15 protein-coding genes are annotated in these 15,286 nt (G+C 72.6%); 12 read left to right on the top strand and 3 right to left on the bottom strand.

What is annotated here, in order from left to right; all coding sequences use genetic code 11:
* The first annotated feature begins 216 nt into the window (after nucleotides 1–216).
* A complete protein-coding gene (locus tag WAB15_RS20385; protein ID WP_399145979.1) occupies nucleotides 217–1,458 on the top strand; it encodes an aldehyde dehydrogenase family protein in 1,242 nt (413 codons plus the stop codon).
* Complete coding sequence (locus tag WAB15_RS20380) at nucleotides 1,455–3,179, top strand: thiamine pyrophosphate-binding protein (RefSeq protein WP_407287110.1); 1,725 nt, start codon at nucleotides 1,455–1,457, stop codon at nucleotides 3,177–3,179. The genes WAB15_RS20385 and WAB15_RS20380 overlap by 4 nt, the downstream gene beginning before the upstream one ends.
* 335 nt (nucleotides 3,180–3,514) lie before the next feature.
* Here WAB15_RS20380 and WAB15_RS20375 read toward each other — a convergent pair whose 3' ends face one another.
* The gene (locus WAB15_RS20375; protein ID WP_407287109.1) at nucleotides 3,515–4,348 is read right to left on the bottom strand and encodes an ABC transporter permease; all 834 of its coding nucleotides are present in this window, start codon (nucleotides 4,346–4,348) and stop codon (nucleotides 3,515–3,517) included.
* Between the two features lie 14 nt (nucleotides 4,349–4,362).
* On the bottom strand, nucleotides 4,363–5,031 hold the full coding sequence (locus WAB15_RS20370) for a DUF1707 domain-containing protein (RefSeq protein WP_407287108.1): 669 nt from the start codon (nucleotides 5,029–5,031) through the stop codon (nucleotides 4,363–4,365).
* 334 nt (nucleotides 5,032–5,365) lie between these two features.
* On the opposite strand from WAB15_RS20370, the gene WAB15_RS20365 reads away from it, so the two are divergent.
* Complete coding sequence (locus WAB15_RS20365; RefSeq protein WP_399145983.1) at nucleotides 5,366–6,613, top strand: helix-turn-helix domain-containing protein; 1,248 nt, start codon at nucleotides 5,366–5,368, stop codon at nucleotides 6,611–6,613.
* Between the two features lie 60 nt (nucleotides 6,614–6,673).
* Here WAB15_RS20365 and WAB15_RS20360 read toward each other — a convergent pair whose 3' ends face one another.
* A complete protein-coding gene (locus WAB15_RS20360; protein WP_393485512.1) occupies nucleotides 6,674–6,853 on the bottom strand; it encodes a DUF5708 family protein in 180 nt (59 codons plus the stop codon).
* 573 nt (nucleotides 6,854–7,426) lie between these two features.
* Here WAB15_RS20360 and WAB15_RS20355 point away from each other — a divergent pair.
* The 9 genes from WAB15_RS20355 (at nucleotide 7,427) to WAB15_RS20315 (ending at nucleotide 15,267) form a co-directional block, all read left to right on the top strand.
* Nucleotides 7,427–8,686: a beta-ketoacyl-[acyl-carrier-protein] synthase family protein gene (locus WAB15_RS20355; RefSeq protein WP_399145984.1), complete on the top strand. Its 1,260-nt coding sequence runs from the start codon at nucleotides 7,427–7,429 to the stop codon at nucleotides 8,684–8,686.
* Nucleotides 8,683–8,814: a hypothetical protein gene (locus tag WAB15_RS20350; RefSeq protein ID WP_407287107.1), complete on the top strand. Its 132-nt coding sequence runs from the start codon at nucleotides 8,683–8,685 to the stop codon at nucleotides 8,812–8,814. Before WAB15_RS20355 ends, WAB15_RS20350 begins: the two co-directional genes overlap by 4 nt.
* Nucleotides 8,811–9,557 carry a GNAT family N-acetyltransferase gene (locus tag WAB15_RS20345; protein WP_407287106.1) on the top strand — a complete coding sequence of 249 codons (747 nt, stop codon included), beginning with the start codon at nucleotides 8,811–8,813 and terminating at the stop codon, nucleotides 9,555–9,557. Before WAB15_RS20350 ends, WAB15_RS20345 begins: the two co-directional genes overlap by 4 nt.
* Nucleotides 9,554–12,211, top strand: coding sequence for a class III lanthionine synthetase LanKC (lanKC, locus tag WAB15_RS20340; protein ID WP_407287105.1), 2,658 nt, complete (start codon nucleotides 9,554–9,556; stop codon nucleotides 12,209–12,211). Before WAB15_RS20345 ends, lanKC begins: the two co-directional genes overlap by 4 nt.
* Nucleotides 12,212–12,298, top strand: a complete 87-nt coding sequence (locus WAB15_RS20335) for a class III lanthipeptide (protein WP_199812551.1) — start codon at nucleotides 12,212–12,214, stop codon at nucleotides 12,296–12,298.
* 118 nt (nucleotides 12,299–12,416) lie between these two features.
* A complete protein-coding gene (locus WAB15_RS20330; RefSeq protein ID WP_393485503.1) occupies nucleotides 12,417–12,512 on the top strand; it encodes a class III lanthipeptide in 96 nt (31 codons plus the stop codon).
* A 67-nt stretch (nucleotides 12,513–12,579) separates the two neighbouring features.
* Complete coding sequence (locus WAB15_RS20325; RefSeq protein WP_199812551.1) at nucleotides 12,580–12,666, top strand: class III lanthipeptide; 87 nt, start codon at nucleotides 12,580–12,582, stop codon at nucleotides 12,664–12,666.
* A gap of 111 nt (nucleotides 12,667–12,777) precedes the next feature.
* Nucleotides 12,778–14,607, top strand: coding sequence for an FAD/NAD(P)-binding protein (locus WAB15_RS20320; RefSeq protein WP_407287104.1), 1,830 nt, complete (start codon nucleotides 12,778–12,780; stop codon nucleotides 14,605–14,607).
* 228 nt (nucleotides 14,608–14,835) lie between these two features.
* A complete protein-coding gene (locus tag WAB15_RS20315; protein ID WP_407287103.1) occupies nucleotides 14,836–15,267 on the top strand; it encodes an SseB family protein in 432 nt (143 codons plus the stop codon).
* Nucleotides 15,268–15,286 lie beyond the last annotated feature (19 nt).

Raw genomic sequence — 15,286 nt, 5'->3', positions numbered from 1 at the left:
TCGACATTCCCCTTGCTTCGATGCGGGTGTTGCGACAGATGAGAGGCCGGTTCGAGGTTCTCGCGCAGGAAGATCGGGGGAGTGGCGGGCGCCGTGTGGCAGCCAGGGGTGGCGCCAGTTGTCACATGGGCTAGTCGAGAGCATTGACTTTGCTTGACAATAAATGACAATTGGCTGACGCTGACCCTCCATGGACTACGCCCCGAGGAGGGACATATGAGCTCCGCTCCCGCATGGCCGACCGTGGCCGCCGAGCCGGAGGGCAGCATCGAGCGCCGACGTGCGGCGGCCGTGCACCGGGTCCGGGACTTCCTGGTGAACGACGCCGGCACCGTGCACGACCTGCTGTGCGAGATCTCCACCCACCGCGCCGCGCGCTACGAGATCGAGTCGACCGTCGCCACCCTCGACGGGGCCCTGGACGAGGTGGCCGCCCACCGACCCGGCCGGGTCCCCCGCCTGGCCGCCTTCATGCCGTCGAACGTCATCCTCTACTCCTACGCCCTCTACCTCCTGGTACCCGCCCTCTACACCGACCACCTGGTCTTCCGCCCCTCCAGCCGCGTCAAGGACCAGATGCGCCGGCTGCACACCCTGCTCGCCGAACAGCACGGCCTGCCGATCACCCTCACCGGTGCCAGCCAGCGCGACTTCCTGCACGACCACGTGCTCCCCGCCGACGTCGTGGTCTTCACCGGTGCCTACGCCAACGCCGAGCAGATCCGCGCCCAGCTCTCCCCCGGCCAGCTGTTCGTCTTCCTCGGCTCCGGCGTCAACCCCTTCGTGGTCGCCCCCGGGGCCGACCCCGAGCAGGCCGCCCGCGACGCGATCGCCATCCGGGTCCTCAACACCGGCCAGGACTGCCTGGGCCCCGACCTCTTCAGCGTCCACGAGTCGCTGCTCGACCCGTTCGTCGACGCCCTGGTCGCAGAGCTCAAGGGCCTGCGCTACGGCCCGTACACCGACCCGGACGCCGACTTCGGGCCGATCTTCTACGACAGCGCGCTGGCGGACGGCGCGCAGTTCCTCGCCGGCAACCGCGGCGAGATCGTGCACGGCGGACACGTCGACTTCCGCGCCCGCCGCCTCGACCCCACCGTCGTCGTCGGCACGGAGGTCACCCCGCGCACCCACGTACCGGAGTTCTTCGCCCCGATCTTCAACGTCGCCGGCTACCGCGACGAGGACGCCCTCGCCGCCACCCTCACCACCGGCATGTTCACCGAACGCGCCCTGGGCTCCAGCGTCTACGGCCACGCCCCCCGCCTCGTCGAGGCGCTGCGCCGGCGCACCACCGTCACCCTCGACACCACCCTGATGTCCATCGACGACGGCAACGCCCCCTTCGGCGGCTACGGCCGGATGGCCAACTACATCTCCGACGGCCGGGAATTACGTGCCGAGCCCGTACTGCTCTCCAAGGCCGTCGCCGCCCACCGCCCGGGAGCCGGCCGATGACCGCAGTGACCACCCACCCCACCGCCTGGGCCGCGATCGCCGATCACCTCCGCCACCTCGGCACCACGGCGGTCTTCGGGCTGCCCGGCGACGACATGGCGCTGCTCGGCGAGCTGGAGCGGTCGGACACCGCCGTGGTGCTCTGCCGCGACCAGCGCAACGCCGTGTTCATGGCGACCGGTTACGCGCTCGCCGCGGGCCGCCCCGGGGTCTGTGTGATCGGCAAGGGCCCGGCGCTGACCAACGCGCTCACCGGCGTCCTGGAGGCGCGCTCGGCCGCCGCGCCGCTGATCCTGATCGCCGACGGCACCCGGCTCGACCGGCTGGGCACCGGCGCCTTCCAGGAGCTGGACCAGCTCACCGCGATCCGCCCGTACGTGAAGTGGGCGACCCGCGTCGACCACGCCGAGCGGCTGCCCGCCGCGCTGGAGAAGGCCGCCGCCCTCGCCGTCAACGGCACCCCGGGCCCCGTCTATCTGGAGCTCGCCGAGCAGATCGCGGCGGAACCGGTCACCCGCGGCGGGCCCTGGCGCCCGGTCGCGCCCCAGCGGCCGGCCCCCGACCCGGCCGCGCTGGCCGCCGCCGCGGAGCGGATCGCCGCCGCCGAACGGCCGCTGCTGCTGGTCGGCGGCGGCGCCCGGCACCGCAACACCGGCCGCCGTATCGAGCGGCTCGCCGAGCGGCTCGGCGCCGGCATCTTCACCACCGCCTCCGGCCGCGGCACCGTCGCCGAGGACCACCCCCTCTACTGCGGCGTCAGCGGCCTCTACACCGTCGCGCCGATGGACGCCCTGTGGCGCGAGGCCGGCCTGGTCATCGCGCTGGGCAGCCGCCTGGAGGAGACCGCCACCTTCGGCTGGCCCGACGATGCGACCCAACTGCCGGTGATCCAGGTCGTGTTGGGCGAAGAGAGTCTGGTCATGGAGCGGCCCGGGTCGTACGTCCTCGGGGACGCCGGACGGATCGTGGACGGCTGGACGGAACTGCTGGCCGACCACCGACCCGGCGGCGACTGGCCGGAACGGATCCGCACGGCGAAGACCGCGCTGGCGCAGCGCGCCGCCGACCGGGCCGAGGAGGCCGCGAAGGCGGCGCCAGAGGGCGCCGTGCCCGTCGCCCGGGTGCTGGCGGCCCTCGACCGCGCCGTCCCCGCCGACCGCGTCCTGGTCCAGGAGAACGGCCTGCAGGACATGTGGTCGTACTTCTTCCCGCACTACGCGCTCGGCGCCGGCGGCGGCTCCGTCGTGCCCAGCGAGCAGACGCCGCTGGGCTTCGGTGCGGCCGCCGCCGTCGGCGTACGGCTGGCCGAGCCGGCCGGGCGGCCGGTGGTCGCGGTGGTCGGCGACGGCGCGTTCAACCTGTTCCGCGGCGAACTGCCCACCGTCGCCGACGCGGGCGCCGCCGTGCTCTACGTCGTCCTCGACAACGGCGGCTACGGCTGGCTCCAGTCCAACCTCGACCGCGTCTCCGGCCCGGCCTCGCGCTTCGCCTTCACCACCCCCCGCCCCACCGGCACCGAGGGCCTGGCCGACGCGTACGGCCTGGGCCACCGCCGGGTGACGACCGCCGACGAACTGCCCGCCGCGCTGGCGGATGCCTGGCGCCGGGTCGCCGCGGGGACCACCGCGGTGGTCGAGGTGGCGGTCGCGCTGACCGACACCCCACCGGGGATGACCGGTTCGGCGGGCGACTTCCCGGAGCGGGAGGGCGGGGAGCCTTAGGGGGTCCCCCTCAGGGGCCGGGGCTGGCCGAGGGGGTGGGGCCGGGGAGACCTTAGGGCGTGGGGGAACAGAACCCGTAGGGGACGCGAGGGCCCCCTGCGGGGCCACAACGTGTGGGGCAAGGGCGGTATTCCCGAATCCCTGGCCCCCCGGCCCCCCCGGCCCCCCCCGGCCCCCCCCGTCCCCGATTCCCGGATCCCCGGCGGAAGTTCGCGTGACCCGGCTCCCTCTGGCCCGGGGGTGGCCGGGAGGGGGCCGGGTCACGACTTCTTCGTACGGAGAGTGCCACGCCGGGGGCGTGCACGGGGATGCACTCCGTTCCGTACGGATCGGTGTCAGGTCTTGGTGCGGAACTTGGCGACGGCCAGCGGCGCGGTGACGGCCGTGAGGCCCAGCGACCACAGCAGCGTCCAGGTCACCGGGCCGGCCACCGGGCCCTCGCCCAGGGCGAGTCCGCGGGCCGCGTCGGCCATATGGGTCAGGGGGTTGATACGGGTGAACGCCTGGAGCCAGTCCGGCATGGTGGCCGGCGAGACGAAGATCGAGGAGCCGAACTGCAGCGGCGTCAGGACCAGCACCGACAGGCCCTGGATCGCCTGTGCGGTGCGCAGGGTCAGGCCCAGCAGCATGAAGATCCAGATCAGCGAGGTGCCGAACACGGCGGTCAGGCCGATCGCGGCCAGTACGCCCGGCCAGCGGCCGCTGAAGTCGAAGCCGAGCACGGCGGTGACGGCCAGCAGGACAGCGATGGCGACCAGCATCCGGCCGGTCTCCACCACCACCTTGGCCAGCAGCACCGAGGAGCGGGCGATGGGCATCGTACGGAAGCGGTCCATCACGCCCGTACGGAAGTCGTCGTTGACGCCGAGGCCGACGGCCATCGCGATGGTCATCCCGAGGATGACCATCAGCCCCGGCATCAGAAAAGCGGTGTACTGCGCGCGGGAGCCGCCGATCGAGCCGCCGAAGACGAAGACGAACAGCACCGTCAGCACGATCGGCATCAGCAGGGCGTCGGTCATCGACGCGGGGTTCTGCCGGATCTGCAGGAGGTTGCGGCGGACCAGCGCGCCGGTGTGCCGGGCCGTGGCCCGCAGGCCGATCCGGCCCTCGTCGGCGAGGGCCGCCGGCGGGTCGGTGCGGGGCAGCAGGGCCCGATACGACGTCACGGCTTCCCCTCCGGTCAGGCCGCCCGTCCGCGGCGCTCGTCGAGCCACTTCTGCCAGTACGTGCGCCGGTCGGAGCTGGGGTGGGCGACGATGATGTCGCCGAGGACGGCGGAGCCGGTGACGCGCACGCGCGGAGTGACGGCCTCCGGGCCGGAGTGCGCCCGGGTCAGATCGCGCACATCGCCGAAGACGTTGCCGCAGTTCATCTCGACCCGCACGCCCTCGGGGAGGAGCAGATGCACATCGCCGATCAACGCGCGTGCCGTGACGGTCAGTTCGCCGGTCGGCGGCGCGGGGGAGGCGCACAGGTCGAGGGTGACGTCACCGAAGACCGCGGTGGCCTCGATGCCGTGCTCCAGGGAGGGGCTGTGGTGGACGATGTCGCCGAACAGCGCGCGGAAGCTGCGCTGTCCGGTCGCGGAGCCGGCCGACTCCGGGGGCGTCACATGCGGCAGGTCCTCGCCGATGGACAGCAACTCCTCGCGGGTGCGGGCCAGATACGCCGCCTCGGACCGCTCGGCCAGTTCCTCCAGGGTTAACCGGCCTTCGGCCGTGGCCTCCCTGAGCCGTTCGACCATGTCCTCGCGCTCGGCGTCCGAGGCCAGTACCGAACGCGACGAGGTGCCGGTGGCGGGCGGGGCGGCCGGATCCTTGTGCAGATCGGGGCGTTGGGGCTGCGTCATGGGTGGTGCCTCCGCAGGGTCCGGCGGTGAAGGGGTGGTGAGGGCTTCATCCGACCACGTCAGGGCGGGCCCGGACATCGGCGTGGGGTAGTACATCGAAAGGTTGACCCCGGGATCCGGCGCACATAGTTCGGTGTACTGGGCGGCCGGTTTTTCTGTCCCGGTCTACTCGGCGAAATGATCTCGGTAGGCCGGGTGAAGACCGGTGAAGGAATCAAAACATCGGTCGACTTCTTCTTGACTGGTTGGTAAAGTGCCCAGCACTCATTGTGACTCGCCGATTTGGTGTAGCCGGCAGGAGTCATCCACCGTTGAAATCCGGAGGGTTTGTCGAATGCCTGAGCTGGCGGACACCGGGCGGCGAATCAAAGAGCTTCGGGTCAGCGCGGGAATGACGCAGCACGACCTTGCCGGGTCCGAAATGTCGTCCAGCTACATCTCGCTCGTCGAACGCGGTAAGCGCATTCCCAGCGGCCGGGCACTCAAGATCCTGGCGGCCCGCCTCGGGGTCGGCGTCGACGAAATATCCGCGCCCGGCGCGCCGGTGGAAAGCACCGGCCGGGCGCGCAGGCTCGACCTGGTCGGACGATTGGTGGCGGCCCGTCGGCAATGGGAGGGCGGCGACGCCGAGGGTGCGCTGTCGGAATTCCGCGCACTGGCCGAGAGCGATCCGGCCGGCCGGCAGGACGACGTATTTACCGAGGCGCAGCTCGCCATTGCCGAAATACTGGGCACCCTCGGCCGCGCCGACGAGGGCGCCGAGGTCCTGCTGCGGATGCTGGACGCGCTCGCCCCCGCGCCGTACGCCGAGGCCCGGCTACGGGCCCTGATCGCGCTCGCGGACCTGCTGGAGTCGGCCGGCCGGGTCCAGGACGGGCTGCGCTATGCGCTCACCGGCTCGCTCGAATGCGCCGACCGGCACCCCGGTACCGGATTCCACTCGCTGCTCGTCCTCGATGTGCTCACCCGCTGCGCCTATTGGAGCGGCTGCCCCGACTGGGCGCCCGACACCGACCACGGCCGGCCGCCGGCGGACGGCGTGTTCCCGGGGCCGCGGGCCGTCGTCGATCTGCACCGGGCGCTCGACCTGCGCGACCGGGGCGAGGCGGAGCGCGCCGCGGCGCTGCTGGGGGAGTGCGCCCGCCGGGTCACCCCGGCCGCCGGCTTCCCGCTCTGGGAGAAGATCAACGGGCGTTACGCCCTGCTGCTGCTGGACCGCGGTGAGGCGGCGGCGGCCCGCGGTCTCGTCGAACGCGGCCTGGTCGTCGCCTCGGTGGCGCAGGAGCCGGACTTCCCGCTGTGGCTGACGACCGCCGAGGCGGTGTGCGCGGCGGCGGCCGGCGACCGGGGCCGGCTGGCGGAGCTGGGCGAGGAGGTGGCCGCGCTGCCCGACACCGGCCGCAGCCATGAGAAGGCCGCCGCGCTCCTGGAGATCGCGGCGGCGTGTGAGCGGGCGGGGGACCGGGAAAGGGCGGCCGGGCACTTCCGGTATTCCGCGGAGCTGTTCCGCCGGGCCCAGGCGTACCGGCACGCCGAGCGGGCCCGGGAACGGCTGGCGGACCTCCTCGAAAAACGGGGCTGACGCCCGCCCGGCCCCACGTGCCCAGGCGGCGCAAATGCCGTTATTGCGCGCAATGCGCAATTATTTATTGGCCTTCTTTCCCAGCCCCAGTAGCGCGAACAAGGCCTCCGCGCCACCGACGATCGCCAGCACCAGCCCGACCTTGGAAAGCGAGACGTACGGCGTCTCCACTTCCTTTGTGGTCAGCCACATGATCAGGCCGACGATCGCCAGGAGAATACCTACCGCAATACCCTTCATCAGTTCCCTCGTCCCTTGGGATGGAGCCCCGCGCAAGCGGGCGGGGCCGGTTGTAGGGACCAGCGTCCCGGTCGACCCGGGCATTCGGATCATCCGCAGGTAGGCACTTTCCACCCCGCCGTCTGTCACTTTCTATGTACGCCGGGCCCTGCTGGGGGGCGACGAGGGGCGATGGGGGCCGATGGGGCCTGACGAGGTTCGGCGAGGGGTCTGGACGGCGGCCGCCACCAGCCGCCACCGGCCGCCATCAGCCGTCACCCGGGCGGCACTTGGCCGGCGCTCGGGCGGACACCCCGGGGGCGACGGCCACCCTCCGGGCCTGCCAGGGCCGGCCCCTCGCGCACCCCCGCACACACCGCATAGTCAATTTTCATGACTCGACGAGTCACGTCCCTGAGAGCGTTTTCGCTGGTGCGAGGCCTGATGGCTGCGCGCGCCACGCCTCGGCTGAGAACGCTCCCCTGACTCCCCGTCGGTCAGCCTGTTGACAAGCCAATGACTCCCCTGTCATGTTTCTGGTCATGAGGACGCCCCAGAGGCAACAACGGGGCTGAAAATCAGGAGGCGGGTTTCATGGAGTTACGCACGGATCGGCGGCGCGTTGTCGTCACCGGCTGCGGCGTGGTGTCCCCCGTGGGAAACACCACCGCGGACTTCTGGGCCGCTCTGCTCGCCGGTCGCAGCGGGGTACGCGCCCTTTCCCGCTTCGACGCCTCCGGCCTCCCGGTCCGTATCGGCGGTGACCTCACCGGATTCGACACGACCGGCCACCTCACCCCGCAGGATGCTCGGCGCAGCGACGCCTTCACCCAGTACGCGGTCGTCGCCGCGGCCCAGGCGCTGCGCGCCGCCGGCCTCGAACCGCCGGCCGGCATCGACCCGTACCGCTTCGCCGCGGTCATCGGCTCCGGCTACGGCGCCGCGCCCGCGATCCAGCAGCAGTACGACGTACTGAAGGAGCACGGCCCGCGCCGGGTCTCCCCGTACCACTCGGTCCTCACCGCCATCGACCACCCGACGAGCCTGCTGTCCATCAAGTACGGGATCGCCGGCCCCAGTCACGCGGTCTCCGCGGCCTGCGCCACCGGAGCGGTGGCCATCGGCGAGGCGGCCGCGCTGATCCGCAGCGGCCGCGCCGACCTCGCGCTGGCCGGCGGCACGGACGACTCGCTGACCGCCGTCGACCTGGCCGGTACGGCCAACGCCCGGGCCCTGTCCCGCCGCAACGACGACCCCGAGGGCGCCAGCCGGCCCTTCGACCGGGACCGCGACGGCTTCGTGATGTCCGTCGGCGCCACCGTCCTGGCCCTGGAAGAGGCCGGGCACGCCGAACGCCGCGGCGCACGGATCCTCGCCGAGGTGGCCGGCTACGCCGCCACCACCGACGCCCACCACGCCACCGCCCCCGACCCCACCGGAGCCGGCGCCGTCCGCGCGATGCGCGGCGCGCTCGCCGACGCCGGCTGCGCCCCCGAGGACGTCGGGCAGATCAGCGCGCACGGCACCGGCACCGTCCTCAACGACCGCATCGAGGCGGCCGCCCTGCGCGAGGTGTTCGGCTCCGACCACCTGCGCCGTACGCCGGTCACCGCCGTCAAGAGCATGACCGGGCACATGCTCGGCGCCTCCGGTGCCGCCGAGGCCGCCGCCGCGGTGCTCTCGCTGCGGGACCGCCGGATCCCACCGATCCGCAACTGCGACCACCCCGACGAGGAGGACCTCGACCTGGTCGTCAAGGGCGCCCGCGACTGGGACGGCGACGTGGTGCTCAGCAACTCGTTCGGATTCGGCGGCCACAACGCCGTCCTTGTACTGAAGCGCCACGCCGCGTGAGGCACGCGGCTCCCGCTGCACCGCACCCCCAGATCCACGACACCCAGTTCCACGTCACGCAGAGCCACGACATCGAGATCCACGACACCACCGAGGAGGTAGACGCACCGTGCAGGGACGACTGGTGACCTTGGAATGGCCCGGCGACGACGACTGGGCCGCGATCGCCTCCTGGCTGCGGCCCGGTTCGCCGGCGGCCGTGCTCAGCGGCGACTGGGAGCTGTTGGGCGCCGCCGAGGTCGAGCAGGCCAACCGCTCGGGGCGGGTCCACCACCTGGTGATCCGCACGAAGGACGGCGAACGCATCGGCACCGTCAGCTACCAACGCTCCGGCCGGATCGGCGGCTTCACCGTCGGCGGCGCGATCGGCTCCCCCGAGCTGTGGCGCCGCGGCTACGGGGCGGAGGCCGTGGTGCTGCTCGTCGACTACCTCTTCCACCAGCTCGACGCGCACCGGGTGCAGGTCACCACCGCCGGCTACAACAAGGGCATCATCCGGCTGATGACCAAGACCCCGTTCACGGTCGAGGGCATCCTGCGCGACCACTGCTACCTCGACGGCCGGTACCACGACGCGATCGTGTGGGGCCTGCTGCGCGACGAGCACTACGCCTCGCTCAAGCCCAGCGACGACAACCGCGTACTGAACGTCGGGCTCGACGACTTCGTCCCCGAGGACGACAAGACCCAGGCCCGCGCCATCCTGGCCGCGCACCTGGCGACGCCCGGCCGCCGCACCGCGCTGACGGCCTACCTGGACGACCACACCAGGACCGCAGAGGCCGCAGAGACCACAGGGACCGCAAAGGCCATAGAGGCCACCGCGTCCGAAGAGGCCGACGGCCCCGCACCCGCCCGAGGTGCCGCATGAGAGACGGCGCCGAGAGCTTCGCCCTGGCCGACCGCACCTTCTTCGACTGGCCCGGCAACTGGGACCTGGAAGCCACCCGCTTCCCCGTCCCGCCCCTCCCCGACGGCTGGACGCACGACGAGAACGAGGCCTGGGCCTTCTGCCGCCCGCCCGAGGACCGACTCCCCGACCAGGGCTGGAAGATCCACGTCAGCGCGGCCCCCGAGGACGCCCACCGCACCATCGCCGACGTCGCCGCCCACTGCACCCGGCACGGCCTGACCTTCAAGTACCTCAAGAGCGCCAACGTCCTGCGAGCCCTGAGCCGCAAGTACGCCCAACGCTCCTCCGCCGGCAAGCTGCTGACCGTCTACCCGGCCGACGAGGCCGAGTTGGCCCGCACCCTCGACGGGCTGGAAGCGATCGTCGGCGGCCGCCCCGGCCCGTACGTCCTGACCGATCTGCGCTTCCGGCAGGGTCCGCTCTACGTACGCTACGGAGGCTTCCGCACCTCCTACATGGAGGACGCCGACGGCGACCTGGTCACCGCCCTGCGGCGCCCGGACGGCTCCCTGGAGCCGGACCGCCGCACCCCCGTCTTCCACACCCCGGACTGGGTCGCGATCCCCGACATCCTCAAGGACTCGCTGGCCGCACGCCAGACCGTGGACGACTTCCCGTACCGGATCACCGGGGCGCTGCACTTCTCGCACGGCGGCGGTGTCTACCGCGCCGAGCCGGTCGGCGACAAGGCGCTCGGCGCCGGGCAGCGCAGCGTCGTCCTCAAGGAGGGCCGCCCCTACTCCGGTACGGACGGCGTCGGCCGGGACGCGGTCAGCCGGCTCGCCCACGAGCACCGCATCCTGACGAAGCTGGCCGGACTGCCCGGCATCCCGCGCACCTTCGGCACCCTCCAGGTCCGCGACCACCTGTTCCTGGTCCTGGAGGACATCGAGGGACAGGACTTCCAGTCCTGGCTCGCCGGGCTCTACCCGCTGACCGTCCCCGAGCCCGACGAGGCGGCCGTGGCCGCCCACCGGGACCGCGCGCTGGCCCTGTTCGGTCGGATCGAGGCGCTGATCGCCTCGGTGCACGGACGCGGTGTGCGCATCGGCGATCTGCACCCGGGCAACTTCATCATCCAGCCCGGCGACATCCCCGTCCTCCTGGACTTCGAGGTGGCCGACGCGATCGACCGGGCCACCCCCAGCAGCCTCGGCGCCCCGGGCTTCCACCGGGCCGACGCCACCGGCACGGACGGCGACCACTACGCGCTGGCCGCCATCGCACTGTGGCTGTTCCTGCCGCTCGCCGCGCTCGGCGGCCTGGCCCCCGACAAGCCGCCGGCGCTGCTCGACACCGCGGCACGGCGGTTCGGCCTCCCCGGCCACCTGGTAGCCCGGCTGGCCCCGCAGCTCGCCCCCAACGACAACACCACCGCCGAGATCCGCGGCGTCCAAGGCCCGTTCCCGCCGTCCGACGTCCTGGCCTCGATCGGCCGCGGGCTGCGCGACAGCGCCACCCCGCACCGCACCGACCGGCTCTACCCCGGCGACTTCGCACAGTTCGCCGAGGGCGGCGCGGGCTTCGCACACGGCGCGGCCGGCGTCCTGTGGGCCCGGCACACCGTCCTGGGGGAGCGCGACGAGCAGGGCGCGGCCTGGCTGCGCGCCGCCGTCGACCGGGTCCCCGCCGAGCGCATCGGCTTCTACGACGGACTGCACGGATTGGCCTACGTCTTACGGGAGTTGGGCGAGAACGAGGCGGCCCTCGGCGCCCTCGACCGAGCCGCCGACCGGCTCCCCGTACGCCACTGCCCCAGCCTCTACCGCGGCCTGTCCGGCGTCGGCCTCAACCTCCTGCACTTCGCCGACGCCCTGGACGACGACGCCCTGCGCCGCCAGGCCCTCGACCTCGCCGACCGCGTCACCGAGCGGCTCACCGCGGCCCGCCGCGAACCCGTCGAGCGCAAGCGCCGACGCGGTTCCACCCACGCCGGCGGGCTGATGTACGGCTGGTCGGGACCGGCGCTCTTCCTGCTCCGTGCCCACCAGGCCACCGGCGATCCGGCCCTCCTGGACGAGGCGTTCCGCGCCGTCCACCGCGACCTGGACCGCTGCGCGCCGGGCCCGCAGGACACCCTCCACGTAGACGAGGGATTCCGCCTGCTGCCCTACCTGGACAACGGCAGCGCGGGCATCGCCCTGGTGGCGGCCGAACTCCTGCGCCACCGCGACGACGCGCGGCTCCGCGAGGCTCTGCCGGGCCTGCTGCGGGCCTGCTCCTCCGACTTCACCATCGAGTCGGGCCTGTGGGGCGGCCGCGCCGGACTGATCGGCGCCCTGGCCACCCTGCGCGAGCACGTACCGCTGCCCCCGGCGACCGCCGAGCGGCACCTGCGGCGCCATCTGACCAACCTCCACCAGCACGCCATGACGCTGAACGGCGCGACGGTCTTCCCCTGTGACGGCCGGGCCCGGATCTCCATGGACGTGGCCACCGGCGGGGCCGGCGTACTGCTGGCCCTCGCCGCCGCCGAACGGGGCACCGAGCTGCTCCCGTTCCTCACCGACCCGCGGTCCGCCGCGGCCGTTCACTCGGCCGTCCCGGAGCGCGCCACCACCGCCCCGTCCGGGGCGGCGGCCACTACGGACGACGGAAGGGAGGTGTCGTAAATGACCATCATGGATCTTCAGGGTCTGGAGGTGCCGGGCGAGCGTGAGGCCCAGGCGCTCGGCTCCACCGTCAGCACCGGCTGCTGACGCGGCGCCCGGCGGCCCGTGCACCGCTGTGCACGGACCCGGGGCTCCAGGTGTCCCGCAACGGCACCTGGCACGTCAGTACCGCTGTCCACCGTCACTGCCACACCACCGGAGGGAGGTGTCGTCAATGACCATCATGGATCTTCAGGGTCTGGAGGTGCCGGGCGAGCGTGACGCTCAGGCGCTCGGCTCCACCGTCAGCGGCGGCTGCTGACACCGAGTTCGGTGTCCAGTACGCACGGTACACATCAGGACCGGACAACGGAAGGGAGGTGTCGTCGATGACCATCATGGACCTTCAGGGCCTGGAGGTGCCGGGCGAGCGTGAGGCCCAGGCGCTCGGCTCCACCGTCAGCACCGGCTGCTGACCCGGCGCCCGGTGGTCCCGCGCCTCGGCGCGGGCCACCGGGCCCTTTGTCGTTCGGGGTAGGGAGGGCTGCAGAGTCCGAGGTCTGCAGCGTCCCAGGGAGGGAGGGCAGTTGAACAGCGGCCAGTTGAACAACCCGGCGGGCCCCGCCCGCTCCCTCTGCGTCATCGGCTGCGGCCCCCGCGGCGCCTCCATCGTCGAGCGGATCCTCGCCAACGTCCCCGCCCTGTACGGCGACCGGCCCCTGGACCTGCACCTCGTCGACCCCTACCCACCGGGCGCCGGCCGCACCTGGCGCACCGACCAGCCCGGCCTGCTGTGGATGAACTCCGCCGCCGAGCACGTCACCATGTACCCCGACGAGAGCGTCACTTGCGCCGGCCCGCCGCGCCCCGGCCCCACCACCGCCGGTTGGCTCGACGCCCCGCTGCACGACGGTGCCTACGCCGCCCGCCGCGACCAGGGCCGCTATCTGCGCCACTTCTTCGCAACGGTGACCCGCGACCGGCCCACGTCCGTCCGGCTGTTCCTCCACCGTGCACGCGCGGTCGACCTACGGCGTACCGATATGGACGGGAACTCGCCCTCCGGCCGTCGCCAGCAGGTGATCCTCGACTCCGGCCAGCCGCCCTTCCTCGCCGACCGGGTGGTCCTCGCCCAAGGCCATACCGGGGCCCGCGCCGAACCCGCCCCGTCTGGCCTGACCCGCATCGGCCCCGGCCCCGCCGACCCCGACGCGCTGGAGCGGATACCGCCGGGCGCACCGGTCCTCGTCCGTGGCCTGGGCCTGGTCTTCATCGACTGCCTGGCGCTGCTGACCGAGGGCCGCGGCGGCCGCTACGAACGCACCCCCGACGGCCGCCTGCGCTATCTGCCCTCCGGCCGCGAGCCCCGCCTCCACGCGGGCTCCCGCCGAGGCGTCCCGCTCCCCCCGAAACCGGCGCTCCTACCGGCCCCCTCAGCCCCACCGGCCCCACGCTTCGCCACCCTCGACGCCTGCCGCGCGCTGCTCGCCCGTCCCGGCGCCTCCTTCACCCGCGACATCTGGCCCTTGGTACTGGCCGAGTTGGCCTGGTGCCACTACCGCGCGCTCTTCGCCGAACAGCCCGACCGCACCCGTATGACCTGGGACGACTTCGACGCCCAATACGCACTGCTGCTCACCGACGCCGAACGACTGGCCAAACTCGCCCGCGAGGCGGTCCCCGACCCGGCCGACCGCCTCGACCTGGAGCGCCTGACCGCCCCCCTGGCCGGACGGAGCTTCCCCGACGCCGACGCTCTCCAGCGCCACTTCCACGCCCACCTCGCCGCGGTCCTGCGCAGCCGTACGGGAGCCGCGCGCGGCGTCGCCGCCGCCCTGGTCGATGCGCTCGCGCGACTCGGCACGGTCATCGAGGAACTGTGGCGCTCCGGCGCCCTGCCACCCGACCAAGTAGGCGAGGCACTGGCCAAGTTCACCCTCGGTAGCTACCTCAGCTCGGGCCCCCCGCCCCTGCGCGCCGAACAACTGCTGGCCCTCGCCGAGGCGGGCGTGGTGACGTTCGTGGGCCCCGACATGCGGGTGGAGATCGCCGAAGCGGGGCCGACCGGCGAGCCCGCCCGCTTCCGCGCAAGCAGCCCCGCCCTCCCCGACACCGTCCACGAGGCGACCGTCCTCCTCGACGCGCGACTGACGGACCCCGACCCCGCCCAGGCCGCCGACCCACTGCTGCGGGCGCTGACCTCCCGCGGCGAACTCGTCCCGGCCCGCGCCCCGGACGGCACCCCGACCGGCCAACTCCACCTCTCCGGCGCCGACCTGCACCCGGTCGACGCACAAGGCGTCGAGCACACGGACCGCATCATCGCCGGCCCGGCCCAGTTCCCGCGCCCGGGGTCGAACGCCGTGTACTTCCGCCAGAACGACGCGATAGCGCGGAGCTTGCTCGGCGTCGACTGAGGGCGAGGGTGACGCGGTGAGGTCGCCGCTTCCCTTGCGCCCGAAATCCGCACCCGATCCCAACTCACCCCATTTGCCACCCCAAACCGCGTCGCTTATTTGAAAACAAAAAGAACCGGTGGCCGGTTTTTCTGCCGAGTGTCCCCGGCGGCGTTGTCAGTGCCGTATGCCAAAGTGGGTGGAACAGTTGAGCGGGGTATCGGGAATCGGGGGAGGGGCCGGACTGTCATGTCATTGGCCGAAGAAGTAGCGGCAATTCACGCGGGACAGCCGGATCCAGCCGCGCTGGTAGGCGAATTCCGCCGCACCCATGTCCTGATTCCGACGGTCGACGACACACTCCTCTCCACGGAGTTGGACGGCATCCGCTGGCTGTACGCCTTCACCGACGAGGACGCCCTCTCGCGCTTCGCGGTCTCCCGCGGCAGTGAGCCCGGCGCGGAGTGGCAGTACGTCACGGTGTCCGGCGCCCGCGTCCTTGACGTGCTGATTCCTGCCGTCGAGGGCCCGACCGGGGTGGCACTGGACGCCGGCAGCGAGCACGGTGCGCTGTTCCCGCCGGTAGCCGGGATCGTCCCCGACAGCGCGGCCATCGACACCATCGACAGATCAACGGGTGACGGGTCGGACGACGTCGCGGCACGCAAGGGGGAAGCGTAGGAATGGGCCTGATAGGCGG

Origin of the sequence: Streptomyces sirii, from assembly GCF_045690365.1 — a bacterium.
GTDB classification, from domain to species: domain Bacteria; phylum Actinomycetota; class Actinomycetes; order Streptomycetales; family Streptomycetaceae; genus Streptomyces; species Streptomyces sirii.
This window is presented reverse-complemented; position numbering and strand designations above follow the sequence as displayed.